Annotated in this window: 24 protein-coding genes and 1 riboswitch; of the genes, 18 read left to right on the top strand and 6 right to left on the bottom strand. The window is 45.8% G+C overall.

Going from position 1 to position 25,486, the window contains the following annotated elements; translation table 11 throughout:
• Positions 1-14: 14 nt before the first annotated feature.
• A riboswitch (guanidine-I (ykkC/yxkD leader) is annotated at positions 15-112 on the top strand.
• A 60-nt stretch (positions 113-172) separates the two neighbouring features.
• The 4 genes from BBA02S_RS04160 (at position 173) to BBA02S_RS04145 (ending at position 3,035) form a co-directional block, all read left to right on the top strand.
• Positions 173-508: a DMT family transporter gene (locus BBA02S_RS04160; protein ID WP_041113904.1), complete on the top strand. Its 336-nt coding sequence runs from the start codon at positions 173-175 to the stop codon at positions 506-508.
• A complete protein-coding gene (locus BBA02S_RS04155) occupies positions 508-822 on the top strand; it encodes a DMT family transporter (protein ID WP_041113903.1) in 315 nt (104 codons plus the stop codon). Before BBA02S_RS04160 ends, BBA02S_RS04155 begins: the two co-directional genes overlap by 1 nt.
• 228 nt (positions 823-1,050) lie before the next feature.
• Positions 1,051-2,061 carry an ABC transporter substrate-binding protein gene (locus BBA02S_RS04150; RefSeq protein ID WP_041100574.1) on the top strand — a complete coding sequence of 337 codons (1,011 nt, stop codon included), beginning with the start codon at positions 1,051-1,053 and terminating at the stop codon, positions 2,059-2,061.
• Positions 2,062-2,351: 290 nt separating this feature from the next.
• Positions 2,352-3,035, top strand: a complete 684-nt coding sequence (locus BBA02S_RS04145; RefSeq protein ID WP_041100576.1) for a hypothetical protein — start codon at positions 2,352-2,354, stop codon at positions 3,033-3,035.
• Between the two features lie 57 nt (positions 3,036-3,092).
• Here BBA02S_RS04145 and BBA02S_RS04140 read toward each other — a convergent pair whose 3' ends face one another.
• From BBA02S_RS04140 to BBA02S_RS04130, 3 genes are all read right to left on the bottom strand, one after another.
• Positions 3,093-3,575, bottom strand: a complete 483-nt coding sequence (locus tag BBA02S_RS04140) for a hypothetical protein (protein WP_041100578.1) — start codon at positions 3,573-3,575, stop codon at positions 3,093-3,095.
• 117 nt (positions 3,576-3,692) lie between these two features.
• Positions 3,693-4,883: a chromate transporter gene (locus tag BBA02S_RS04135; protein ID WP_041113932.1), complete on the bottom strand. Its 1,191-nt coding sequence runs from the start codon at positions 4,881-4,883 to the stop codon at positions 3,693-3,695.
• 31 nt (positions 4,884-4,914) lie between these two features.
• Positions 4,915-5,223: a PadR family transcriptional regulator gene (locus BBA02S_RS04130; RefSeq protein WP_041100580.1), complete on the bottom strand. Its 309-nt coding sequence runs from the start codon at positions 5,221-5,223 to the stop codon at positions 4,915-4,917.
• Between the two features lie 406 nt (positions 5,224-5,629).
• On the opposite strand from BBA02S_RS04130, the gene BBA02S_RS04125 reads away from it, so the two are divergent.
• On the top strand, positions 5,630-6,691 hold the full coding sequence (locus BBA02S_RS04125; protein WP_041100582.1) for a DUF5105 domain-containing protein: 1,062 nt from the start codon (positions 5,630-5,632) through the stop codon (positions 6,689-6,691).
• Between the two features lie 13 nt (positions 6,692-6,704).
• Complete coding sequence (locus tag BBA02S_RS20155; RefSeq protein WP_082028235.1) at positions 6,705-7,844, top strand: TcaA second domain-containing protein; 1,140 nt, start codon at positions 6,705-6,707, stop codon at positions 7,842-7,844.
• 26 nt (positions 7,845-7,870) lie between these two features.
• On the opposite strand, the gene BBA02S_RS04110 is transcribed toward BBA02S_RS20155, so the two are convergent.
• Together BBA02S_RS04110 and BBA02S_RS04105 are read right to left on the bottom strand one after the other, a co-directional pair.
• The gene (locus BBA02S_RS04110; protein ID WP_052477328.1) at positions 7,871-8,356 is read right to left on the bottom strand and encodes a GNAT family N-acetyltransferase; all 486 of its coding nucleotides are present in this window, start codon (positions 8,354-8,356) and stop codon (positions 7,871-7,873) included.
• Entirely contained in the window at positions 8,337-8,972 is a 636-nt protein-coding gene (locus BBA02S_RS04105; RefSeq protein WP_052477327.1) for a TetR/AcrR family transcriptional regulator, read from the bottom strand. Before BBA02S_RS04105 ends, BBA02S_RS04110 begins: the two co-directional genes overlap by 20 nt.
• A gap of 118 nt (positions 8,973-9,090) precedes the next feature.
• Here BBA02S_RS04105 and BBA02S_RS04100 point away from each other — a divergent pair, with 118 nt between their 5' ends.
• The 6 genes from BBA02S_RS04100 (at position 9,091) to BBA02S_RS04075 (ending at position 17,288) form a co-directional block, all read left to right on the top strand.
• A complete protein-coding gene (locus tag BBA02S_RS04100) occupies positions 9,091-9,624 on the top strand; it encodes a hypothetical protein (protein WP_041100586.1) in 534 nt (177 codons plus the stop codon).
• 91 nt (positions 9,625-9,715) lie between these two features.
• The gene (locus tag BBA02S_RS04095) at positions 9,716-11,764 is read left to right on the top strand and encodes a transporter substrate-binding domain-containing protein (protein WP_041100588.1); all 2,049 of its coding nucleotides are present in this window, start codon (positions 9,716-9,718) and stop codon (positions 11,762-11,764) included.
• The gene (locus tag BBA02S_RS04090; protein ID WP_041100590.1) at positions 11,761-13,137 is read left to right on the top strand and encodes a sigma-54-dependent transcriptional regulator; all 1,377 of its coding nucleotides are present in this window, start codon (positions 11,761-11,763) and stop codon (positions 13,135-13,137) included. Before BBA02S_RS04095 ends, BBA02S_RS04090 begins: the two co-directional genes overlap by 4 nt.
• Before the next feature lie 242 nt (positions 13,138-13,379).
• Complete coding sequence (locus BBA02S_RS04085) at positions 13,380-14,384, top strand: TAXI family TRAP transporter solute-binding subunit (RefSeq protein WP_041100592.1); 1,005 nt, start codon at positions 13,380-13,382, stop codon at positions 14,382-14,384.
• A gap of 21 nt (positions 14,385-14,405) precedes the next feature.
• Positions 14,406-16,382 carry a TRAP transporter permease gene (locus tag BBA02S_RS04080; protein WP_041100594.1) on the top strand — a complete coding sequence of 659 codons (1,977 nt, stop codon included), beginning with the start codon at positions 14,406-14,408 and terminating at the stop codon, positions 16,380-16,382.
• Between the two features lie 210 nt (positions 16,383-16,592).
• Positions 16,593-17,288 (top strand): uracil-DNA glycosylase, encoded by a 696-nt coding sequence (locus BBA02S_RS04075; protein ID WP_041100596.1) that lies wholly within the window; start codon positions 16,593-16,595, stop codon positions 17,286-17,288.
• Here BBA02S_RS04075 and BBA02S_RS04070 read toward each other — a convergent pair.
• Positions 17,235-18,539: an MFS transporter gene (locus BBA02S_RS04070; protein ID WP_041113902.1), complete on the bottom strand. Its 1,305-nt coding sequence runs from the start codon at positions 18,537-18,539 to the stop codon at positions 17,235-17,237. The genes BBA02S_RS04075 and BBA02S_RS04070 overlap by 54 nt on opposite strands.
• 139 nt (positions 18,540-18,678) lie before the next feature.
• Here BBA02S_RS04070 and BBA02S_RS20530 point away from each other — a divergent pair, with 139 nt between their 5' ends.
• The 6 genes from BBA02S_RS20530 to BBA02S_RS04045 all read left to right on the top strand — a co-directional run bounded on the left by BBA02S_RS20530 (position 18,679) and on the right by BBA02S_RS04045 (position 25,455).
• Positions 18,679-18,819: a hypothetical protein gene (locus BBA02S_RS20530; protein ID WP_156136650.1), complete on the top strand. Its 141-nt coding sequence runs from the start codon at positions 18,679-18,681 to the stop codon at positions 18,817-18,819.
• A gap of 244 nt (positions 18,820-19,063) precedes the next feature.
• Entirely contained in the window at positions 19,064-20,005 is a 942-nt protein-coding gene (locus BBA02S_RS04065) for a manganese-dependent inorganic pyrophosphatase (protein ID WP_041113901.1), read from the top strand.
• 255 nt (positions 20,006-20,260) lie between these two features.
• Positions 20,261-21,754: a peptide MFS transporter gene (locus BBA02S_RS04060; RefSeq protein ID WP_041100602.1), complete on the top strand. Its 1,494-nt coding sequence runs from the start codon at positions 20,261-20,263 to the stop codon at positions 21,752-21,754.
• A 116-nt stretch (positions 21,755-21,870) separates the two neighbouring features.
• Positions 21,871-23,094 (top strand): serine-tRNA(Ala) deacylase AlaX, encoded by a 1,224-nt coding sequence (locus BBA02S_RS04055; protein WP_041113900.1) that lies wholly within the window; start codon positions 21,871-21,873, stop codon positions 23,092-23,094.
• Between the two features lie 128 nt (positions 23,095-23,222).
• The gene (locus tag BBA02S_RS04050) at positions 23,223-24,203 is read left to right on the top strand and encodes a DUF4003 family protein (protein ID WP_041113899.1); all 981 of its coding nucleotides are present in this window, start codon (positions 23,223-23,225) and stop codon (positions 24,201-24,203) included.
• Between the two features lie 571 nt (positions 24,204-24,774).
• Complete coding sequence (locus BBA02S_RS04045; protein ID WP_041100609.1) at positions 24,775-25,455, top strand: GntR family transcriptional regulator; 681 nt, start codon at positions 24,775-24,777, stop codon at positions 25,453-25,455.
• Positions 25,456-25,486 lie beyond the last annotated feature (31 nt).

The raw sequence follows: 25,486 nt of genomic DNA, 5'->3' as shown, positions 1-25,486 counted from the left end.
TAATGATTTGAATAGTTTATGCTTTCTAGGGTTCCGCGGATGGTTCCGGCCTGGTCCGAGAGAAGGCGCACAGAACTGCTCTGTGACACGGAGGGATAAAAGCCCGGGAGATTACCACAATGAGATTGTGTAATCTTTCGGGCTTTTTTGTTTTCAAAAGGAGGAAAAAAGGATGACGAAAGAATGGATTAAAGTGTTTTTTGCAGCTTTCTTCGAAGTCTTCTGGGTAATTGGCTTAAAGCATGCCGACGGTCCATGGGAATGGACAGGAACGGCCATCGCTATTGCTATCAGCTTTTATGCATTAATCGCGGCCGGCAATAAGCTGCCGGTCGGTACCGTATACGCCGTGTTTGTCGGACTAGGAACAGCTGGCACGGTTTTATCAGAAATTCTCTTTTTTGGCGAACCCATCAAGGCGGCCAAGCTTGTGCTGATCCTTGTGCTGCTTATCGGAGTGATCGGTTTAAAGCTTGTGACAGATGAAACGGAAGGAGAGAGGTCTTGATGAGCTGGTTTTATCTTATTCTTGCGGGAATTTTTGAAATGACAGGAGTGGCAATGATTAACAGCCTTCATAAAAATAAAAACTGGCAATCATTCGTTCTTATGGCCGCTGGCTTCGGCGCAAGCTTTCTTTTTCTGGCTTTAGCGATGGAGACACTGCCCATGGGAACAGCCTACGCTATTTGGACAGGCATCGGTGCTTCAGGCGGCGCGATTTTAGGAATGCTGCTATATGGGGAGTCCAAAGACTGGAAGCGAATAGCTTGCATTGCCATCGTGCTCGGAGCCGCCGTCGGTTTGAAGCTTGTGTCCTAAAAGAGAGAGCGGTCCCTTACGCTCCTAAAATAGATTGCTTCTTCTGGGCTGATTGGAATGAAGGCGGCGACTCCTGCAGAAGGCGTCCGCTGGAATGAAGATCAGCCTGTTTTAAAGAAGGTTCTTTCTTAAATTAATGATTGTATCTTTCTGTAAAGGCATGGTACTATCGTAATATAAAAAATATTTTGAAAATAAAAACAGTTTTGAGGTCTAGGAGGAGAACGAATGAAAAAGTGGCTACTGGGAGTTATGCTGGGCTTGCTGCTCGTGTTAGCAGCGTGCAGCTCGGACGGCAACGAAAGCGGAGGCGGTGCTGAGGGGGAAGGCACCTCCAAAAAGAAAGATGTGAAAGTGGGAATCACCCAACTGGTAGAGCACCCATCCTTAGATGGAGCGAGAGAAGGATTTATTGAAGCATTGAAGGATGCGGGATATGAAGAAGGAAAGAACTTAACGCTTGATTATCAAAATGCGCAAGCGGATGTAAATAATAATATGACCATTGCACAAAAGCTTGTGAATGATGGGAATGATTTAATTTTAGCGATTTCTACGCCAAGCGCTCAGGCGGCTTTGCAAGCAACGAAGGATATTCCGGTTTTATTTACGGCGATTACTGACCCTGTCAGCGCTAAGCTCGTCAAAAGCATGGAAGAGCCGGGCGGAAATGTCACAGGCACATCGGACACTCATCCGGAAGCGATTAAAAATACAATTGCTTCTATTAAAGAGTTTTTCCCTGATGCTAAAAAAGTAGGGATTATTTATAATTCAGGCGAGCCAAATTCTGTAGTCAACGTGGATAAAGCGAAAAAAGCGCTGAAGGAAAATGGTATGGAGGCTGTGGAAGTTACAGTTTCCGCTAGCTCGGAGGTCAAGCAGGCAGCTGAAACGCTGGTTGGACGGGCTGATGTTTTGTACATTCCGAAAGACAATACAGTTGTTTCCGCTCTTGAATCAGTCCTGACAGTGGCCAATGCGAAGAAGATCCCGGCATTTGTCGGAGAAAGCGATTCAGTCAAGCGCGGCGGATTTGCTTCCTATGGGTTTGAATACCATGACCTTGGCTACTCAACGGGAAAAATGGCTGTTGACATTCTTGAAGGAAAAAAACCGAGCGACATTCCGGTGGGCGTTCCTGAAAATCTGGAGCTGGTCGTCAACAAGAAAACAGCCGATCTTCTTGGAGTCAAATTAACAGAGGAACAGCAAAAGAAAGCAAAAATAGTAGAATAAAAATCTTGTATCCAGACCGCCGCAGCACTCTATGATATTTGAGTGCTGCGGCGGTCTTTGGCTTTCATGCCTCTTCACAGAATAATTAAATATGCTGCCAGTTCATTTAATTTTTTAAAACCTTTTTCGTTATGATCCGTATGATTAAATAACCCGGAAAGAGGCAACGATGAATAAAAGTCGCAAGATCGAGGGTAAGAGAAAACAGTTGCTGCATATACTTAGCAAGAACGGGGAAAAGTTGATAACGGCGAGCTAGCAATCTTAGGAAAGGGTAGAGGGGCAATCTTGTGAAAGAATTCCACTGGGAAGAAGCTATACCATTAATTGAAGAAATTGAGGTGCAGGCGGGAGAAGGAAATGTGCCGGTAACGATAAGGAACATGCCTGACCAATTGCATTGTGCAGGCATAGGAACGGATGCTGCTGTATTTGTTCATGTGTCTAGTCCAAGCTATGCATTTAAAGTGTATGCGGAGGGCAAGGAGCAAACGAAAGTTAATGAAGTCGCTGCGTATAAGAAGCTGGCCGGCTCTTCCTTCTATCCCGTTTTTTATGGGGAAGGAAGCCGATTCATTGTGATTAGCTTCGAGCCGGGCATGAACTTATACGACTGCCTCGCGACAGGCACCTATATTCCTCCCGAAGCCATCGAACAAGTGGATCAGGCAATAGAAGAGGCCGAGCAGACTGGCTTAAACCCGCGGGATATTCATTTAAAGAATATTATTCTGCAAGATGGCGGAATTAAGCTGATTGATGTCTCGGAATATGTAAAGCCAGGAAGTGACCGGAGATGGGAGCACTTAAAAGAAGCCTATAAGCTCTATTATCCGCTTATCGCTTCCAAACCCATTTCTCCAAAGTTTATGGAATTTGTTAAGATGCACTATGAACGGCAGAAGCATAACAATTTCTCTCCAGGGCGATTCGGAAGGATGTTCACCGCTTGGCTGGAAAAAGAGAAAAGATAAAGGCAAAAAGAGCCTGCCCCAATGGGAACAGGCTCTTTCAAAGCATGTTGCAAGAACTTAGGAGTTTGAAGCTGTTTTTTCTTGAAACGCGTTTAATTTTTCTATCGTCTTCGTAAGTAAGGGTTTGATTTTTTCAGCATCGGGCTGATCCTTTTTTGTTTCATCAATGAGAGGATACAGGCTTTCTTCAATATTCTTATAGTCCTCTGGATGTGATTCCTCTACTTGTTCTTCAATGGCATCCCATTTTTCCTCTACTTTTTTTCCGGAAGCTTGTAATTGAGCAGCATTCTGGGGGGCGGTATCTATAGTGCTTTGCAGTTCTTCCAGAGCAATAGATACTTCTTCCAAGCCGCCGGACAGATCAACCGGTTTCTCTTTCTCCTCTTGTTCTTCTGCTTCCTCTGTTATCACCGGCTCTTTAGCTGTGTCTGTACTTGTTGAAGCAGGCTCGGCTGCTTCGTCCTTTTTAGAGCCGCAGCCGGCAGCTGTCAGCAGCATAACAGCCATAACTGCAAGTAAATAAATAGGCGTTTTCATGTCATTCCTCCTTTTTCTCCTATCATTCCCAGCTGATTTGTCTTTAAACGGAGAAGGATGAATTCATAAGTCCTATTGAAATATTTAATAAGTTGTTCCTCTTTTTATCGATAAAAACTAGATTGGCAGGAAAGGAAAGATGAATCCCCCAGCAGCACCGGTCAGCACAACAACCCAAGGCGGGAGCTTCCAATAGGAGAGCATGCTGAACAGGATAGCCGCAAAAGCAAAATCGGCTGGTTCCAATATGGAGCTTGTCCAGATGGGATCATAAAAAGCAGCGATCAAAATGCCAACTACAGCCGCATTTACCCCCATCAGAGCCCCTTGCACATGCGGGTTGCGGCGGAGTGTATTCCAAAAAGGCAAGGTTCCCAGGATAAGTAAAAAAGCGGGCAAGAAAATCGCAAATGTCGCAATCAATCCGCCTTTCCAGCCGCTAATAACAGCGCCGATATAGGCGGAAAAAGTAAAGAGTGGTCCAGGAACAGCTTGGGCCGCTCCGTAGCCTGCCAGAAATTGCTCAGCGCTCAGCCAGCCTCCGGGAACAAATTCTCTTTCTAATAAAGGCAAAACAACGTGCCCGCCGCCAAACACTAATGAACCTGCCCGATAGAAGCTGTCTGTCATCGCCAGCCAGTTCCATGAAACCATTTCCCTTAAGAGCGGAAGAGCAAAGAGCAAGCCGAAGAACAGACCGAGGCAGATGGCTCCGAACTTCCGGGATAAAGGGAAGGACAGTGTGGAGCGTTCTGTGCTGTTTGTCTGCTTATATACAAGGTAGCCGGCTATTCCGCTAATCACAATAACGAGCACCTGTGAGAGAGAGCTTTGCCAAAGCAGCGTACCAGTTAAAGCTGCTAATACAATCGCCTTTCGGGTTAGATCAGGCGCCAGCTTTCCTGCCATTCCGGCAATTGCATGAGCAACGACTGCTACGGAGACAAGCTTTAACCCATGGATCCAGCCGGCACTCTCCATATCCATTCCTTGCAAAGCAAGCGCAAAGATCATTAAAGCAAGGACAGAGGGAAGGGTAAAGCCAATGAAAGCAAGAATCCCTCCAATGACTCCCGCACGCATCACCCCGATGCCAATGCCAACCTGACTGCTCGCTGGACCAGGAAGAAATTGGCACAAAGCGACTAAATCAGCGTAATCCTTCTCGTTCAGCCACTTTCTGCGGCGAACGTATTCTTCATGGAAATAGCCCAAGTGTGCAACCGGCCCGCCGAAGGAAGTGAAGCCCAGCCGGGTGGAAATAAGCAGAATTTCCATGAGCTGGCTTATGCTAGGTTTTTTCTTCATGTTATTCACTCGATCAAACTCCTTTCCAGTTTCAATCCCGAATTTCTTTAAACAGCTCAAATGCTTTTTGGCGTGCTTCTGCAAGGATGTTTTCGCCCTTGGCAGTCGTTGTATAATATTTGCGGATTTTCCCCTCGACTAGTTTGTCTTCACGATGTAAAAGACCGTCGCGTTCCATCGAGTGTAAGATTGGATAAAGAGTGCCGGGGCTGATCGTATACCCATGTTCTCTCAGCTCCTCTACCATCCAAGCCCCAAAAACCGGATGCTCCTTTGCATGATGCAAAATGTGGATATGAATAAATCCTAAAAATAACTTGCGCAGCACTTTTTCTTCCAAAGGAAGGTCCCTCCTTAATTTTAAATTAATAATTACGAAAATCGATATCGAAAAGCATAATCAATTATAATAAATGACGAAAAGTAAATCTATGAGATGCGGGAGATTTTACAAAACCTTTACAAACTTAGAAAAGAGATAGAGAAGGTATCCAAAGCAGAAATAATCTTAATTATAAAATTGGTAATGTATGACAAAATTAGTGCTTGATCAGGAAAATATCATCAAGAATTTTTGCATATTTTACAGAATATAGTTAAATAGACCTTATAAGTGTGAGAAACCTTTGTCAAAACAGGAAGAAATCCCCGCAGATTCCATCTTGTTCTATTGAAATTGATTAACTATTATGGAAAGAGGAGAAAAAATACCAAGAAAAAGCAACTTGTGTAGAGGGGAGAATATAATGAATAAAAAGATTGGTATATTCGCATTCATGCTTTCTATTATGCTTGTACTGGCTGCATGCGGCGGGTCGGGCGCTAAGGAGGCCAGCGGTGAAACAGGAAAAAGCAAGGTAGCGGAAGTTTCTATTGATAAAGCAGAATTTATCCTGGCAGGAGATGACGGGGAAGCCGAAGAAGAGACAGCGGGGATGCTGCTTGTCGATTTAAAGGTAAAAAATGATTCTAAGTCTTCTATTAATGTATCTTCATATGATGGTGTGTATTTATATGACGGTGATGAACAGCTGAGCCCGGAGACATCGGTCTATGCGCGGGGAATTGATTTAGAGACTGAAGGAAGCAGCGATATCGGTGCGGGAAAAGTAAAGACGATTCCTTTGTATTTCAATGCTGAAAAAGATAAAAAATACAAAATCGGCGTAACGCCGCGTTTATCTAAACCAGGCGAAGAAGCAGAAGAGATTATGCTTGAGCTTGATACGAAAAAATATGCAAAAAGCTTTAATGAACTTCAAGATCCAGCGAAGGCATTAACAGCTTACATTGACGTTATTTATCTTGGAAAAGACAATGAAGACTATGAAAAGCTTGTAACTGCCGATAAAGAAGCTGTTCAAGAAGAAGCAAAAACTGGATTTAAGAAGCAGCTTGATCTTTCGCTGCCGGATGCGACAACTGATGCGGATATCGACAAGTATTATAACAGCTATAAGTCAGCTCTTGGAGAAAAAGCTACAGTAGAAGCGAAGACTACGGCTAAAGCAGGCGATAAAGCTGTGGTGAAACTTGACTATTCGACCGTTTCAACAAATAAGCTTTATGACAAACTATACGATTATCAAAAAGAATACCGAACAAACACAGGCGGCTTTGATACAGAAAAAGAAAAACAATACGCTCTTTCTAAATTCGATGCAGCAGTTCAATCGTTAGAAGTAGCGAAAAGCCAGCACGGAGCAGAGATCAAGATGGTGAAAAAGGATGGAAAGTGGACAGTAGACACTTCTGATCATTATGCTGATTATCTGGTTCAAGCGTTTGGTGAAGGAAAAGCTTACTAAATAGGAGAGAGCTATGAATAAAAAAAGCTTGATTATTATTCCGGCTGTGATTCTTCTTCTTGTAATTGGCGGTGTATTTTTTGCCTTGAAGCAGTCTGCGTCACCGGAAAAGACTGTAGATGTATTAAAAAAAGCGGTGGCAGACGATGATCCTGCTCTCTTGCAAGACGTCATTGTAACTGACAATAAGCAGGCTGCTGTTAACAAAACAGCTGTTCAAGCGCTAATTGCTTATTTAAAAGAAAATAGCAGCAGTTATGATGCGATTAAGGAAGGGCTTGAGGAACAAATCAACGAAGGTGACTATACATCAACGTCCCAGCAAATCTCCTTAACAGAAGACGGAAAAAAGTGGGGTCTGTTTCCTCAATATAAATTGAAAGTAAAAACAGCCGTCATTAAGGTAACAGGCCAGAATGAGGATGACCGGGTGAGCTTGACTGCCGGCAAGTCGGACCAAGCGATTAAAAAGCAGAAGGACAATAAATACGGTCCTGTTATTCCGGGCATCTACCAGTTAAAGGTGAAAGTGATCAATGATTTAGGCACATTTGAGAAGAAAGAGAAAAAGGAAGTATGGGGCAGCTCAGAAGTGAGTGTGGTCATTGACAGCAACGCACTGGCGAGTTCCGATAAAGGCGTGCAGAAAGCTGTCATGAAAGCCATGGATATGTTTAATAATGATATCGTGGTCTATCAAACATCAGGCTTTGATAAAACTAAGCTGACCAATGTGACAGATGAAGTACTGGAAGGATCTTTATCGCTTCAGGAAAGCTTTGAAGCGGTGAAGGATTATATCGATGAGATTCATGCCCAGTACGAAGGCGCTGTCGTCAATCTGGATGACCTGTCTGTCCACCACTTTGATGGACGGTGGTCAGCTGATGTCACGGCCCTTACTGCTTATAATAACAAAGTGAAATATCGCAACGTCCAAGAATTTGAGGATACTTCTTTTAAGTCGGTGAACACGTATTCTTTATTCTATGATCAATCAAAGAAGAAGTGGCTCATCAATGATGTGAAAAGCCGTGAACCAGGCAACCAGGAAGCAGACTATTGGAAGAACAAACAAGAAATGAAAATGAGCAGCCCGCCTGTTCTGAAGTGGAAGAGGGAAGGCAGTCCGGGAACTGAGGTTCCATTATAAAAAAAGAAGCCTTGAAAACGTGGTTTTCAAGGCTTCTTTTTTTCTTTTGAGAAGAAAGTAAGTGAAAGATTTTCCGGAGTAACGACTTTCTTTACTTCTTTAAAGCCTTGCTGCTTATAGAGTTCGACAGCTGGAAGATTATCAGTGCCGGTTGCAACGATGATTTCTTTTTGGCCGGCAGCCAATTGTTCCACGTATCCGATAAGAGCCCGGGCTACACCTTGCCTGAAGAAATGCCGAGCGACCATCAAACGGTGAATATCAAGCGCGTCATCCGTTATTTTAAAGGAAATGGCTCCAGCAAGCTGGCCATCGATAAATCCGCCGTAAAACGTTTCGCCGCATTGTTGCAGGCAGGCAGCTGTTTCTTTTAAGGGAGGCAAGTCCCAGCACTTAATCAGTTCTGCTTCAGCTTCATAAGCTGGAATCTGGATCTGCCACACCTGCTGCGCTGTCTTTGCTTCAGTAATATCAAGTTCTTGAATCAATAGCTTACGATTTTTCTTCCTCATCTTTGCAGCCCCCTGACATTTGATCATCCTGTTCTTTCAAAATCGAATCAATTTGGCTAGAAAGCACATCTATAAGCCGTTCTCTGTCAACCCGATCCGGGTCCAGCATGGCGTGGAGAGCCAGCCCATCTACAAGGGCATACAGCCTTTCCGCCTCCAGGCTGGGATTCAAGCCGTCCTTTAAGAGGTGAGCCTGATGAAGGGAATGAACCATCCGGCTGATCCCATCCCAAACCCCGTCATCTTGGGCACTGAATGGGGTATCTTTATGGCGGGCGTAAGCAATAAAGGCAAACCACACCTCTGTTTCTGCCATCGTTTCTGGAGTGGCTGGAACAAGCTCCATTAAAATTTTTAAAAGAGCTTCCTTTGGCGGCAAGTTTTCTAGAACAATTTGATTAATTCGTGCCTCTGCCTGCTCCTTTACGAGTTCCATCGCATAAACAAGCAGCTCGTCCTGTGTAGAAAAGTAATGGCGCAGCGCACCAAGGGAGAGGTCTGCTTCTTTAGCGATATTCCGCACTGTCGCTCCTTCCATTCCTTGCTCCAGAATAACTCGCCACGTGGCTTCAGCAATATCTTTTTTTCGTTTATCGTGATCAACTATTTTAGGCATATCCTTATCTTAGCAGGAAAAAAAGCTGGAAGCAATTTTATGATACGGTTGTATTATAAAAAGATAAATGTTAAACTGTTTTTAAATAATACAAATGTATTAAAAAAGGAGAGGTTCCATGAACCTGATTGTTTGGCTAATTGTAGCGTGTGAAATTGCATTTTGGGTGGTCATTATTCTGGGGCTGGCAACAAGATATGTGTTCAAGCGCAAAAAATTGGGCCTTTTGTTTTTAGCCTTAACGCCAGTAATTGATTTAGTGCTGGTTATTGCTACGGGGGCAGATCTATTGAATGGAGCGACTGCAACCCAGGCTCACGCGCTGGCAGCTGTATATATTGGTGTTTCTATTGGGTTTGGAAAAAGCATGATTCAATGGGCGGATGAAAGGTTTGTATATTATGTGATGAAACAAGGGCCAAAGCCGGCTAAAAAATATGGAATGGCGTATGCCAAACATTATTTTTCCGGATGGGTCCGGCATGTGCTGGCTTATTTCATTGGGGCTGTTCTGCTGGCGGGTTTGATTTTCTTGGTTGGCGACCCTTCCAGAACGGAAGCGCTAAGCGGTATATTGCGTTTTTGGTCACTCGTTTTAGGCATTGATTTTTTAATTGCCATCAGCCACTTTGTCTGGCCCAAAAAAGCGTAGAAGCGAACGTGCATCGCCGGCTGCCAATGGCAGCCGGCTAGTTTTTATGTGATACAATATTGTAAAGATTCTAACAAGGAGACGCTAGACGATGATGCCCTTTTCGCTTCGATTAGCCGCAAGTTTTATTTGTGTCATTTTAATAGCCGGCATCCTGCCGTCCGCGGCTTCGGCAAATCTGATTGATCGCCCTTCCAGGCAGATCAATAAATTGCCGGCCAAAAAAGTATATCGAATTGCCGGGGAAAAGCATTTGCCGCCTTTTTCTTATATTAATAAGGAAGGAAAGTTTACGGGTTTCAGTGTGGAGTTGTTTCGCCGGATTGCTGATGAGGAAGGTGTGGAATTTCAATTTTACCCCATGAACTTCTATGAGGCGTCACAGGCGCTGAAAGCAGGAAAAGTGGATGCCATCATGGGAATGAAATATTCCGCTGAGCAAAGCGAACGGTTTCAGTTTTCCGAGCCCTATTTTACGATGGCTGACGTTCTTATTGTGCCGAAGGAGGCAACGGCGGACATCAAAAATTTAACGGACTTGCGTGAAAAAACAATCGTCATGCAGGAGGAGCCTGCTTCATTTGATTTGCTATTGAACGTAAGACGGGTGGAGTTTCAGCTGGCACTTAATCCGCGGGATGCTTTTGATTTCTTGCTGATGGAGAGAGCGGATGCTTTCTTAACGAATAAATGGACAGCGGAATTTTATTTAAAGAGATCTGGTGAACAGGATCATTACCGCATTCTTGAGAATATTGGCGTGCCGTCTGATTTCTCTGCTGTTGTCCGTCCGAGGGAAACCGAGCTATTGTCAATGATCAACGGTTCCTTGGCACGCATGAAGGAAAATGGAGATTACCAAACGCTGTATTTACAGTGGTTCGGTTTATATCCCGATGGCCAGCTGAAAGAAATGCGCAATTGGATTATTGTTTTAGTGATCCTCATTAGCTGCGCCGTGGCAGTGCTTATCTTCGCTTATTTATGGAATAAACGGCTGCAGAGAGAAGTAGCGAGACGAACAGCCGCTCTGGCCGAGGCAAACGCCCAATTAGAAGTTCAACAGCAGGCGATTTCAGAAGCACACGCGTTTAAAACGCAAATCATCCACCATATGTATTATGGAATCTTGACATTTGATGATACCTTGCAGCTTACGAGCTTGAATGAACGGGCAAAGACGATGCTGGGCATTGATAGCCAGGCTAAGGTAGTGACGGAGGATATACTTCGGCAGCCGCACATGGCCAGTATTCTCCAGCATTATAAATATTTTAAGGGACGCAAGGAAGAGCAGCTGTTTTCCGAGGAAATCACCTTTGAGGAAAAGGGGGAGAAGCGTTTTATTTTATGCCGTCTCATTCCCTTATACGAGGAAAGCGGCAAAAAGAATGGCTGTCTTCTGACATTAGCTGACCGCTCAGAAGCGAAGATGCTGGAGGAGAAGCTGGCCACACAAGAGAAGATGCGGGCACTTGGACAGCTGGTTGCCGGAGTTGCCCATGAAATCCGCAATCCGCTTACTTCGATGAAAACATTCGTGGATCTTCTGCCAAGGAAGTACGAGGACCCGGCATTTCGCCAGGAGCTGGTTAAATATGTGCCAGAAGCATTAAAACGGATGAATACGATTGTTGAATCCTTGCTTGATTATGCCCGCCCCAAGCATCCGCAAACACAAAAGCTGAAAGCAGCGGCATTTATTCAGTCAGTAGCCGATATTATTGAGCCGACGCTGAAGAAGCATCGTGTCCGCTTAGAGATTCAGGCCGATCCGCAGCTAGAGGTGATTTGTGATCCCGATCAGTTAAAGCAAGTCATGCTCAATTTGCTGTTGAATGCATTAGATGCTATGGAACAAACAGAGAAAAAACAATTAACAATTAAAGCGGCAAAGAGGAAAGGATCAGGGGTGATCCAAGTAGCGGATACAGGCATGGGCATAGATTCGCATAGCGCCCTGCAGATTTTTGAGCCATTTTATACAACAAAGCCGCATGGGGTCGGTCTTGGATTGGCTCTTTGTTATCAGTGGATAAAGGAAAACCATGGCGATTTGCAGGTAGAGACAGAGCCAGGGAAAGGAACAGTCTTTACTATCATTTTGCCAACCGCAGAAGAAGAGGGGGAGAAAAAGTGAAACCTGTTGTCTTAATTTTAGATGATGAGCCGGCGATTGGGGCATCCCTGCGGTTCGCTCTGGAAAATGAGTATAACGTGCGGGCCGTTACGGCAGTAGAGGACGCCCGAGCCATTCTGGAGAAAGACCAGGTACACGTCATGCTGCTGGATTGGCGGCTTGGGGAAGCGGACGGGCTGCAGGTCTTGGCTGAAGTGAAAGCGGATTATCCGCAGCTGTCTGTCATTATGATGACGGCTCACGGAACGATTGAATCGTCTGTTGAAGCGATTAAGCGGGGAGCTTATCACTATATTACTAAACCTTTGGATATTGATGAATTGCACTTGCTGATTGAAAAAGCGCTGGAGCATCAATCGCTGTACAGCAAGATCCGCGAGTTAAACGAAACGATTGAGAAGATTCAAGGATATGATCAAATGATCGGCGACAGCCCGGCAATGAGAAATGTATTTTCCATCATTGAGCGAGTGAAAGATATTGATTCGAGCGTCCTTATTTTTGGAGAAAGCGGGACGGGGAAAGAGCTTGTAGCCCGCGCTTTGCACAGGCAGGGCCGGCGGCGGGGCGGACCGTTCGTATCCGTGAATTGCGCCGCTATTCCCGAAACCTTGCTGGAAAGTGAGCTGTTTGGTTATGCGAAGGGAGCATTTACCGGAGCGGCCGGCAGCCAGGAAGGAAAAGTGGCAGCCGCTGATGGCGGAACCTTGTTTCTTGATGAAATCGGCGATATGCCGGCTTCTTTGCAGGCAAAAATGCTGCGCGTATTGCAGGAGAAGGAATTGACGCCGCTTGGTTCTACGGAAGTCAAGAAGGTCAATGTGCGAATCATCAGCGCCACTAATAAAAATCTGCCAAAAATGGTGGCGGAAGGCTCTTTTCGGGAGGACTTGTTTTTCCGCCTAAATGTCATACCGATTGAACTGCCGCTGCTAAGCGAGAGAAAAGAAGATTTGCCCGTGTTAATTCCTTATTTCCTGAAAAAATATGCAGAGGAGATGCAGCGTCCGCTGCCGGTGCTTTCAGATACAGCGTGGAACCGTTTGCTCGCCTATGATTATCCGGGGAACATCCGGCAATTGAGCAATATTCTTGAGTATGCAGTTGCCATGGCCAAAGAAAAGGTGATTACTGAAGAAGATTTGCCAATTACCGTCCGTGCTGAAAGCAGCTCACCTAAGCAGGCGCCCGATCCTTCTTCGGGGATTATCGCCGTGCCGGTCGGCGCCACGATGAAGGAGGCGGAAAAAATAATGATTGAGTCTATATTAAAACATTGCGGGGGAAGCCGGAAAGAAACGGCCAGAATGCTCGGTATCAGCGAGCGGAGCCTGCGCAATAAGCTGCAGCTTTACAGGGAAGAGCCCATCTAACAGCTGCAGTCCTATTTGAGGCTGAGAGGATCAAGGAAAGCATCCGCCTGCAGCGGAATTGATGAAAAAATCCATCATGCTCTTTGTGAGAATGAAAAGAAAAACATGCCGGTCAGGAATAATTTGCCGCCCCTGACCGGCATTTTTTGCCGCTTTTTTGAATAAACAGTTGATTTGACTGAATTTTATTAATGGTACAAATATTGCATTATAAACATGGAAATAGATAAAGAGGTGAGGACATGAAGCTACGTAAAGGATTTATTTTATTTTTAATGTTCGTTCTTATGAGCTTGTCTGCGTGCAGCAATTCCGCTTCGTCAGAGGACGAGAAGCAGGAGGGAAAGGCCGCAGGGCCGCTGGCGGGAGAGCCGGTAACGATTTTAACAGGGGGAACATCAGGAATTTACTTTCAGCTTGGCAATGCGCTTGCCAAAATTTACGGGGAGGAGCTGGGTGCGCAGACAAGTGCACAGACCACCGGAGCCTCCGCAGAGAATACGGCTAAGCTGTCCAGAAAGAAAGCGGAGCTCGGCTTTGCAATGGCTGATACAGTAACCGATGCTTATATGGGAAAAGGCAATTTTGCGAAGGCAGGGGCGCTTTCAAACGTCCGCGCTGTTGCTTCGCTTTACCCGAACTATATGCAAATCGTTGCTCCTAAAAAGCTCGGCATCAAGACACTTAAAGATTTAAAAGGAAAAGATCTTGCGGTTGGCGCTCTTGGAAGCGGTACCGAAATTATGGCTAAGCGGATTTTAGAAGAAGCCGGCATTACTTATGATGAGGTAAATGCAGATTTCTTATCATTCTCGGAAGGCATTGAAGGGATTAAAAATGGCACAACTGATGTGGCTTTCCTGTCTTCCGGCTATCCAAACTCCGGAATTATGGAGCTGGCGGCCACAGATGAAGTAGAAATTATTCCGGTTCCGAAGAGCATTACGGAAAGCCTGCAAAAGAAATACCCTGCTTTTGAAGTAGGCAGCATCCCGGCCAATACGTACAAAGGAGTCAAAAAAGACAGGGAAACGGTGAAAGTCAACAATTTGCTGATTACCCATAAAGATCTTCCGGATGAAGAGGTATATTTGCTGACGAAAACATTATTTGAAAATCTTGACCAGCTTCAAAATGCCCATAGCTCAGCCAAGAACATTAAGCTGGAAAAAGCTGCAGACAAGCTGCCGCTGCCTTTGCATCCGGGTGCAGAAAAATATTTTAAAGAACAAGGCGCTTTGCAGTAAAGGAATAAAGGAGGGATATCAATGACAAATGCAATAAAAGAAGTACCAGAGACGATAGAAGGCCAGGAAGAAATTTTGCAAAAATATGATAGTGAATCGCGGTTTCGAAAAATTGATCACGGCTTTTGGCGCTGGGCGATCTTTGCGCTAAGTGTAGGCCTTGCCGGCTACCATTTGTATACCGCTTACTTTGGACCGCTGGATGCGCTCCGCCACCGGTCGCTGCATACTGCTATCATTGCTGCACTTGTATTTATTTTGTATCCGGCTTTCTATAAAAAAGGATCGAAGAAAGTTACCCCGATTGATATGATTTGGATGGCCGCTGCTCTTGCTACAGGCGGCTACATGATCATTGACTATCAAGGCATTGCAGAAAGAATGTCCATTTATATGCCGAGCGGTGTGGATATCGCCTTTGGACTGCTGACGATTGCTGTTGTGATTGAAGGCGGCCGCCGTGTAGCCGGCAATGCCTTAACCATTTTAACTGTACTCTTTCTCCTATATGCCTTTTTCGGCCAGTATTTTCCTGACTTATTCAAGCACTCCGGAAAAGACCTGGAAGATATCGTGACCTATATGTACTTATCGACAGAAGGGATTTACGGTATTGCGATTTCCGTTTCCGCTTCTTACATTATTCTCTTTATTTTATTCGGTGCTTTTTTAAATCGGTCGGGAATGGGCCAGTTTTTCACCGATATTTCACTCAGTATCGCAGGGCACACGTCCGGCGGCCCGGCGAAAGTGGCTGTTGTATCAAGCGGACTCCTTGGCTCTATTAACGGCAGTGCGCTTGCCAATGTTGTAACGACAGGAGCTTTTACGATTCCGCTGATGAAACGCGTCGGCTACAAACCGGAGTTTGCCGGTGCCGTGGAAGCAACAGCTTCCGTTGGCGGCCAGATTATCCCGCCGGTCATGGGAGCGACCGCTTTTATTATGGCAGAAACACTTGGCATGCCGTACAATCAGATTGCTCTTGCAGCTATCCTGCCGGCTTTTCTATACTATCTCGGCATTATTTGCATCGTTCATTTCCGGGCGAAAAAGTTAGGTCTTCGCGGCATGTCCAAAGAGGAGCTGCCTAACTTATGGCAAGTGTTTAAAAAAGGCGGCCATTTGCTCATCCCGATTGTTGTGCTGATCGGCATGCTGATTGCTGGGAAGACTCCGCTATATGCTGCTTTTTATGCGATTGTTCTTTCAATCGTTGTCAGCTGGTTTAACAAGGAAACAAGAATGGGGCCGAAAGAGATCTTGGGAGCCATGGAAGATGGTGTCCGTTCAGCGCTCGGGGTTGCCATGTCGTGTGCAATGGTCGGCTTGATCGTAGGCGTCAGCACGCTGACAGGTCTTGGGCCAAAGCTGACGCAATCTATTCTCGTGCTTGGTCAAGGAGACATGTTCCTGACGCTGGTCTTTACGATGATTGCGTGTATTATTATGGGAATGGGGCTGCCATCCATTCCGACCTACATTATTACGGCAACGATGGCTGCTCCAGCCCTGCTTGAGCTCGGCGTCGCGCCATTTGTTACTCATATGTTTGTCTTTTATTTCGGGATTCTAGCCAATGTGACGCCGCCGGTTGCCCTAGCTGCATTCGCGGGAGCCGGAATCGCCGGCGCCAGTCCAAACAAAACGGGGTTCGAAGCATTGCGGCTTGCTTTGTCCGGGTTCATCATTCCGTACATCTTCGTCTTTTCGCCGGTGATCCTGATGCAGGACGTTACGAGCCCGCTTGAGGTTGCTTGGGTGGCTGCTACGGCAATTATCGGCATTCTCGGGCTGAGCGCAGCGCTGGAACGATATTTAATCGCAGACCTGCCGCTGCCGCTAGCTGCTTTGTGCTTAGCCGGCTCCGTGACATTAATCATTCCAGGCATGTGGACAGATATTATCGGCTTGGGCATTCTTGCTCTTGTGTTAATCCAGCAGCTTCTTGCCCGCTCGAAAGCACGGCCGGATATCCCGACATCCAAAATTGTATAAAGTTTTTGAGCCGCAAGCATCGCTTGCGGCTCAAAGTCATTTTGCAAGAAAATCACCAGTAGTTAACAGATAGCAGGGAGCGGGTATAGATTCAATAGAAAGGGCGGAGGATAAAGGCTGTGCAGGCCGAAGAAGCAGCGATCGGCGCGGCTGCTTTCCAGTTGCTGAGCTAATGCCTTGCGCCCAACAGTGGGAAGGGAGATATAGCGGATGAGAATACCAGAATGGCTGGCGGAACTCGGAAGAAAACGGATTAGCCCTTATCCCGTTGAAGGGTTTGTTTATGGAGCCGGCCCTGAAAAGCCGAAGCTCCTGCTTGTCGGCGAGGCGCCGGGAGAAACAGAAATCCATAACGGCATTCCCTTCAGCGGCAGGGCGGGCAATGAATTGATGAAATTTTTGGAAAGAGCCGGCGTGTCAAGGGAAGAAGTATACATAACCAGCGCCGTTAGAAGCCGCCCTTATAAATGGCGGGAAAAGCGGACAAGAGCCGGAGAGACGGTACGAAGAAAGTACAACCGTGCCCCGTCCTCCGCGGAGATTTTGGCTCATGCGCCCTTGCTTGACTATGAAATAGAGCATGTCCAATCCCCGCTCATTGTCACGCTCGGCAATATCGGCTTAAAACGCTTATGCGGACCGGATCTAAAAGTGACAGAAGCACATGGCCGTCTGATGAAGCAGCCGGTGAAACGGCTGAAGAGCCTGGAAAGCAGCGAGTATGAATGGACAGATAAAGAGTACGTGATTTTTCCGACCTTTCATCCGGCTTCCATCTTCTACAATCGCCAGCTGCTGGAGCTGATTCATGAGGATATGGACAAGCTGGAAAGATTGGTGAGGCATCCGGACTTATATGCGAATGCGGCGGTGAACGATGAGACCGGCGAGCACAAGAATCATTAAAGATCCTAAGGCTGTGCGGCTTGCGATATTGCCGTAATCAGCGAGAATCAAGGTAATGGTGCCGTACAGGAAGGGGCCGACCATGGCGGATACCTTGCCGGAAAACGCAAACAGACCAAAAAATTGCCCTCTTTTCTCCTCGGGTGTATGCTCGATGATAAATGTTCGGGAAGTCACCCAGACGGCGCCAAGGGACACGCCGAACAAACTGCCAGCCGCCCAAAACATCGCTTCATTGACAGCGAACGTGCCAGCCAACAGAGCGGCAAGCAGGACGAGGCCGACAAGGGTGACGGCTTTTTTGGCACCAATGGCTTTGGTAATATAACCAAATAGAAAAGAGCCGACAATGCTGGCAATGGTGGAGACAAGGTAAAGAAGAATAAATTGACCTGAAGAAAAGCCAACAATTGCTTTAGCATAAACGGCCATCATGGCGATGGCTGTAGCGATCGCATCATTTAAGAAAAAGTAGACGATCATAAAAAGGAAGATCCCACGGTGAGCCTTGACTTCCTTAAACGTAGAAAAAATTTCCCGATACCCGCTCAAAAAAGATTGTCTTTCAGCAGAAGGCCGCAATCTTGTTTCCCGTCCTGTCAGCATGAGCGGAAGGGAGAAAATAAGAAATAAAAAGGCGGTCGGAATAAACGCCCGGTGAAAGCTTTCATCCCCAATGAAAGGATAAATAGAAAGGCCGGCGAGCGTACCGATATAGCCGACTGCTACGCCAAAGCCGGACAATAACGGAACCTCCTCCTTCGTTCCTAAATCGGCCAGCATCGTATCATAAAAAATTAAGCTGGAGTGATAGAAAAACTTGGCAGCTACAAACAGCAGAATCACGAACACAAGCGAAACGGGCAGGCCGGCGAAACGCTGCGGAGTATCGGCGGAAGCCGCAAGCCCCATTAAAATCGTACAGGCAACACAAACGATCGTGAACGGAATAATGTAGCGCTTCTTCTTGCCGGTCCGGTCAATCAAGACGCCGAAAAGAGGCGAAAACAGCACAAGAAGCAGGCTGGCCGCTGCATTGGCATAGGAAATAAAGGTGCTTGCTATTTGGTTAAGCTGTTCATTTCCCCCGATGGTTTCCTGCAGATAAAATGGAAAAAAGATCGTAATAATATTGGAAGAGAAAATTGTATTTGCAAAGTCATATAACGCCCATGATAAAACGGGCAGAGAAAAGTACAATCCCCAAAACGGCCGTTTTGCCCTCGGTTCACTCTGTTCTAATTGTGCCATCGTCCCATCCTCTCCTGATCTGTATTTTCTTTATTGTAGCCGAAGTGCAGCCAGAAGGGACAAGAACCCTGTCGAATAGAAAAAGAGTTTTAATGAAGGGGCGAGGGAAAAGCATGGATATCAAGCGAGAGGAGGAGGCATGGCTCGTAGCAATCAAAATCACCTCAGCGACGAAGAAAGAAGAAAGCCGGAAATGCAGCAGGAAAATGAATTTAAAAATCAAGCCCGCCGTCCGGACGAGCAAAATCGTTTGAAAGACCAGGAAAATAGGAGAAAGTGAAGAAGTGAAAAGGCTGTTCCGTACAGCCTTTTTTCTTTTGCTTGCGGGTGGGGCCGGTTCATTCCCCTGTCAGGCGCTTCGCTGCCCGAAAAATGAATATTAATCTTATTAATTAGATAAGATTAATTAAAATTAGAAAGTTAACGAGAAATTTTAGCGGATTTGCGTTAAAATAGGAGCATGAAGTGAAAGCGGGGCCATCTGGCGCTGCTGCCTATTATTTATACAAGTGAGGAGTTCAATAATGAGTAAAGTACTTATTTTCGGTCACAAAAACCCGGACACAGATTCTATTTGTTCTGCTATTGCCTACGCTGCGTTGAAAAAAGAACTCGGAATGGACGTTGAAGCTGTCCGCCTGGGCGAGTTGAACGGCGAAACAGAATATGCGCTGAAGCAATTTAACGCGGAGCCTCCACGGCTGATCGACAAGGCGGCACCGGAAGCTGCACAAGTGATTTTAGTGGACCATAATGAGCGCCAGCAAAGTGTGGATGACATTAACGATGTGCGTGTGCTTGAAGTCATCGACCATCACCGTATTGCCAATTTTGAAACGAGCGATCCATTATACTATCGTGCAGAACCAGTAGGCTGCACAGCGACAATTTTAAATAAAATGTACAAAGAACATGGCGTTTCCGTCCAAAAGGAGATCGCTGGCCTGATGTTATCAGCGATCATCTCTGATTCGCTTTTATTTAAATCTCCGACTTGCACGGAAGAAGATGTAAAAGCAGCGCAGGAGCTGGCAAGCATTGCGGGCGTTCATGCAGAAGAGTACGGCCTCGACATGCTAAAGGCTGGAGCTGACTTAAGAAGCAAGTCAACGGAGGAGCTCGTATCGCTTGATTCCAAAGTATTCTCCATGGGCGATTATCAAGTGGAAGTGGCTCAAGTGAACGCGATTGATGTAAAAGATGTCCTGGTACGTAAAGAAGAGATTGAAAAAGCATTAGAGAGCACGATTGCAGACAAGAATCTGGACCTATTCTTATTCGTTATCACAGACATCTTAAACAGTGATTCTGTGGCGATTGTGGCAGGCACAGAAGCGGCAGCTGTGGAAAAAGCATTTAACGCGCCGATTTCCGATGACAGAACGATTGTCCTTGATGGGGTCGTATCACGAAAAAAACAAATTATCCCGGTTTTAACGGATACTTTTCAGGGAATGACAAAATAATAGAGGCAAAAGCATGGCCAGGCTAACGCTTGTGCCGTGCTTTTTTTATTGTCATTTTAAATGAATGAAGGAGACTTCTTATTAGGAATGTAAATAAAAAGAACATTTTAATTATTTTGAAATAATTTTATTTGATTGACAATTAAGTAAAATCAATTTATGATAAGATGGTTTAATTTTTCTTAAATAACTTATACCTATTGAATTTTTTGATAATACAGGAAATAAAGAGATAGGTAGAGAGGAGAGTTTTCATTGGACAGTCACCAGAAAGAACAAATTGTCCAAAGTGTACCGCAGAAGGGATTTTTCGGTCAGCCTAAAGGGCTGTTTACGCTGTTTTTCACGGAATTTTGGGAGCGTTTTTCGTATTATGGCATGAGAGCGATCTTGCTCTACTATATGTATTATGAAGTGACTAAAGGCGGTTTGGGTCTTGATAAAGAGACAGCTGCTTCGATTATGGCTATTTATGGCTCGCTTGTTTATATGTCCGGTATTATTGGCGGCTGGCTTGCTGACAGGCTGCTGGGCACCTCGAGGACGGTATTTTACGGCGGCGTGCTGATTATGATCGGCCACATTGTTCTTGCCTTTCCTTTTGGTGTAAGCGCATTATTTGTATCGATGGGGCTTATCGTTATCGGTACCGGCCTGTTAAAACCGAATGTATCAAGCATTGTCGGTGATCTATACGCAGATGAAGATCCGCGCCGGGATTCAGGGTTCAGTATTTTCTACATGGGCATTAACGCCGGAGCGCTGATTGCTCCGTTAATTGTCGGTACTGTCGGCCAGCAATATAATTTCCACCTTGGCTTTAGTTTAGCAGCGTTTGGCATGCTGCTCGGCTTAATTGTCTTTGTGATCACCAAGAAAAAAAATCTTGGGTTAGCAGGAACTTATGTGCCTAACCCATTAACTGGCGACGAAAAGAAGAAAGTATTCATTCGTCTCGGCGGAAGCGCACTGCTCATTGCTGTCTTAGGTGTGATTGGCATCCAGACAGGCTTATTGACAATCAAGCGTTTTATTTTGATGGTTAGTATTCTTGGGATTGTTATTCCGGCTGTTTATTTCTTTGTGATGTATCGCAGCCCCAAAACATCAGCAGTAGAGCGTTCCCGCCTGCTTGCTTATATTCCCCTCTTTATTGCGGCGATGATGTTCTGGGCCATTCAGGAACAAGGCTCGATTATTCTTGCCAGATATGCTGATGAACGGACACAATTGAGCTTTGCGGGAATGGAACTGCAATCTTCTTGGTTCCAATCGTTGAACCCGCTGTTTATCGTGGCATTTGCTCCAGTGTTTGCCTGGTTATGGGTGAAGCTTGGAAACCGCCAGCCGACAACTCCGCGAAAGTTCTCGTTTGGCTTAGTGTTTGCCGGGTTGTCCTTTATCGTGATGATTATTCCGGCGTATGTGAATGGAACCGAATCACTTGTCCACCCGATGTGGCTGGTGCTTAGCTTCTTCCTCGTCGTTATCGGTGAATTGTGCTTGTCTCCTGTCGGTCTTTCTGCAACAACTAAATTAGCGCCGTCTGCCTTTACAGCACAGACGATGAGCTTATGGTTCTTGACGAATGCTTCCGCGCAGGCGATCAATGCGCAGATTGTCCGCTTTTATCATCCTGATACAGAAATCATTTATTTCGGTGTGATCGGCGGAATTTCGGTTCTGCTCGGGTTAATCCTTTTCTTGGTATCGCCAAAAATTCATAAAATGATGAAAGGGGTTAACTAAGAGGAGACAACCGTTGCCGTTTCGTTCAGATTTTTGATAAAGCCTTTTGCTGATTGATTCAGCAAAGGGCTTTTTTGTTATAGTAAAGGCGATAGGGGATACAAAGGAGGAAAACGATGACAGAGAAGCTTTTTTATGAAGATGCTTATAAGACATCCTTTGACGCCTGCATTGTAGACGTTGGCACGGATGAGGTTGGACGGAATTTTGTGGTGCTCGACCGCACTGTTTTTTATCCGGAGGGCGGCGGCCAGCCGTTCGATACCGGATGGATCAGCGGGGAGAGAGTGCTTGATGTGCAGACGGTTGATGGAGTGATTCGTCATTACCTTGAGAAAGAACCGGAACTCAAAGGCGGGCAGGTGCAAGGGCAAATCGACTGGGAGCGCCGTTATGACCATATGCAGCAGCATGCGGGCCAGCATATTTTATCGGCAGCGTTTGAAGAATTATTTGGTTTAAAAACGACGAGTTTTCATTTAGGGGAAGAGACCGTTACGATTGATCTTGAGGCAGATTCTTTGACGGAGGAAATGCTGGAGCAGGCAGAAAAGAAAGCCAACCAAATAATGTTGGAGAACCGTCCGATTGAAATAAAGTGGATGACGTTAGAGGAAGCTCGCCGCTATCCGCTGCGTAAACAGCCGGCAGTGGAAGAGGATATTCGGCTTGTTATCATCCCTGAATTTGACTACAGCGGCTGCGGGGGGACGCATCCGCGCCATACGGGCGAGGTAATGGCGGTTAAGCTGCTGAAATGGGAAAGGCAGCGCCAGCAAGCGCGTTTGGAATTTGTGTGCGGCTGGCGGGTCTTGAAGCAGCTGGGGCAAAAGCAAACAGTCCTTCGGGAGCTTTCGCGCTTGCTGAACAGCCCCCAGCCCAAAATGGCCGAGGCGGCCGCTCAGCTGCTGGGCGAGAAAAAAGCGCTGCAGACCGCCCTTGAAGAAGTGAAGGAAGAGCTGCTTAACTATGAAGCACAGGAGCTATTGATGCAAGTGATACAGAAGAAAGGGTATCAGCTGCTCGTTCAAGTGTTTCAGCAGCGGCCGATACAGGAGCTGCAAAAGCTGGCTCGTCTGGCGGTCGAAAAAGAAGCGACAGCTGTTGTTCTTTTCGTAGCGGAAAACGGAGAGAAGCTCCAGCTGACAGCTGCGAGCGGGCATCAAGCCGGACAAGTGGATTTAAAGCAGGCTGCTGCCGCCGTGTTTCCGCTAATCAAAGGCAAGGGAGGCGGCCAGCCCCGCTTTATTCAAGGCGGCGGTCAGCGTGTAATGTCCGGTATGGAATTAGCAGAGAAGTTTGAGCATGCTTTAGAGGAGGCCGTTCCCTCGGCTGATTAAGAAGTGATGGAGAACGAATGAAGAAGCAGGCAGAGCATTCAATGAAACCTTCTGCCTGTTTCTTTCGTAAGTAAAGTAACTTCCATTATTTTTAATAAAAGGAAAAAAGCGAAGGGTGGCGAGGGAGTATGAATAAAGAGGCAGCACAACAAATAGCGGCCCGGTTTGCCCGTGATTACGAGCAGCTGGTGAACGCGGTCAGCTGGGGGACGGATAAGCGCCAGTTATTGTCTATCATTGCCCAATATGCAGCGGCCGGAAAAGATTTTTCAGCAAAGGAATTTTTACAGCTTTCTGACCATATTAAAGCAAATTCAGGCTGGCTGTCAGGGCTAAAGGGAGCGCTCAATTATTCTGTTACCGCTTTATTGCTGACAGGGGCGAGCGATCCGTACGATGCCTTTGAAAAGATGCAGCAAAGCTATCAATTGCTTTTAGACAACAAGTTTCGAAAGACCTCCTTTACATATATCGCAGCTATTACATTGATTTCCGCCGCAGAAGATGCAGAGGGCAGAGCGCAGGTGGCCGCACAGGCAAAAGAAGTGCATGAAAACATGAAGAAGAAACATTATTTTTTAACTTCTTATGATGATTATCCATTATCTATTTTGCTGGCGGTCCAGGATCAGGACGGGCTGATGGAAAAGATCGAATTTTATTATGCGGCATTAAGCGAAGGGCCATTCCGGAAAGGGAATGACCTGCAGCTGCTTTCCCACATCTTGGCGCAAGGCACGGAAAATGATAAGGAGCTGCTGGTTGACAGGGCCATTCATTGGATGGAAAACCTTCGCAGCAGGGGGCTGAAAATAAAAGGGCTTCATTATCCGATCCTCGGTTTGCTTGCATTAATAGACAAGCCTGAGAACTTACTAGAAGAAGTGATGGTACTGTCGGAAGCATTTTGCGAGCAGAAGCTATTTAAATGGTATAAAGATATGGGACTATTAATTGCCGGGCAGATGGTTGTGAGGCAAAGAACGGCCGGGAATCAAGCAGCTTCCGCAAGTTTGGCCGTATCGATTGAAGCGGTTCTGCAAGCCCAGCAGGCGGCCGCGGTTGCTGCGATTTCCGCTGGCGCGGCCGCAGCTTCGTCCGGCGAATAAAAAAACAATTGACAGAAAAGTTAAAACTGGATAAGATGAGGGTAACGAATGATAAGCGGGCATGGAAAGTCACTTCTGTAAAGACTTCCTCTTTATGATCAAGTGAAATGGCCATTCTGCTGTAATATATGTAGAAACTGTCAAATCTGCTTTAGTCTCAAGAAAAGGAGACAAGAGCGCAGGTTAAGCCAGTAATATCTTCTCTGTTAGGAGGGTATTGCTGGCTTTTTTCGTTTCACTTTCCGTCATAAAAAATCGAGGAGGGAAAAGAACGATGTGCAAACAAACGTCCGGATGCGGCAAGTGTAAAAACTGCCCAATGGCAGCGGCGGTTCAAAAAAGAAAAGCGCAAAAGAAAGCTGCTGTGTTGAAAAAAGAAGCGTAAAATTGGATACAATTATCAACGGAAATAGTCATCTCTTTAAAGGGATGACTATTATTAATGTCTTTATTTACAAGGTTTATTAATAATTTATAAAACATTCTTGCAATTCTATTATTTTTATGTTAAGTTTTTTGTATCCAATATCCAATATGAAAAGACTAATCTTTCTGATCAGGGGGTCCATCTATGAAGTTTCAGCCCTCGAAGGACAAAACAACCGTCGTAAGCTATGTAACGAAAAACTTGCGGCAGGCCATTTTAAATGGAACGTTTAAGAAAGGGGAGAGGCTGATCCAGGAAGACTGGGCAAATACCTTGAATGTCAGCCGGATGCCGATCCGCGAAGCGCTGGCCCAGCTTCAAACTGAGGGACTGGTAAAGCTTGTTCCTCACAAAGGAGCCATTGTGACTCCCATTACCAAAGAGGATATTGAAGAAATTTATCATTTAAGATCCTATTTGGAAGGAATGGCTGTCGAGAAATCCCTTCCGTTTTTAACAGCGGAAGATAAGCAGGAGTTAAAAGCAACAGTAGAAAAAATGGAAGCTCTGCAGCTGTCGGATGAAACAAACGATTCCTATATTGCTTTAAATGAGAGCTTTCATAAGCTGCTGCGGAAAGGCTGTCCGTGGCCGCGGCTGACAAAGGCGGTAGAAAACCTGGGGATTTCGCCGATCGCTCCTAGCCTGCTTGCGGATTACTATGCGGAAACGCAAAAAGAACACCGGTTTATTTATGAAGCGGCCGTCCGGAATGATCCTGCCGAGCTGCGCGCAGCAGTGGAATATCATCTTTTGCGGACAAAAAATAATTTGATTTCTTATATGGCCAGTCTGGAATCGGCCGAAGACCATTCCTCGAAATAATGATGAAGTAAAAATATTAAAGAACAAACAA

Origin of the sequence: Bacillus badius NBRC 15713 (assembly GCF_001591605.1) — a bacterium.
Classification (GTDB): Bacteria; Bacillota; Bacilli; order Bacillales; family Domibacillaceae; genus Pseudobacillus; species Pseudobacillus badius.
This window is presented reverse-complemented; position numbering and strand designations above follow the sequence as displayed.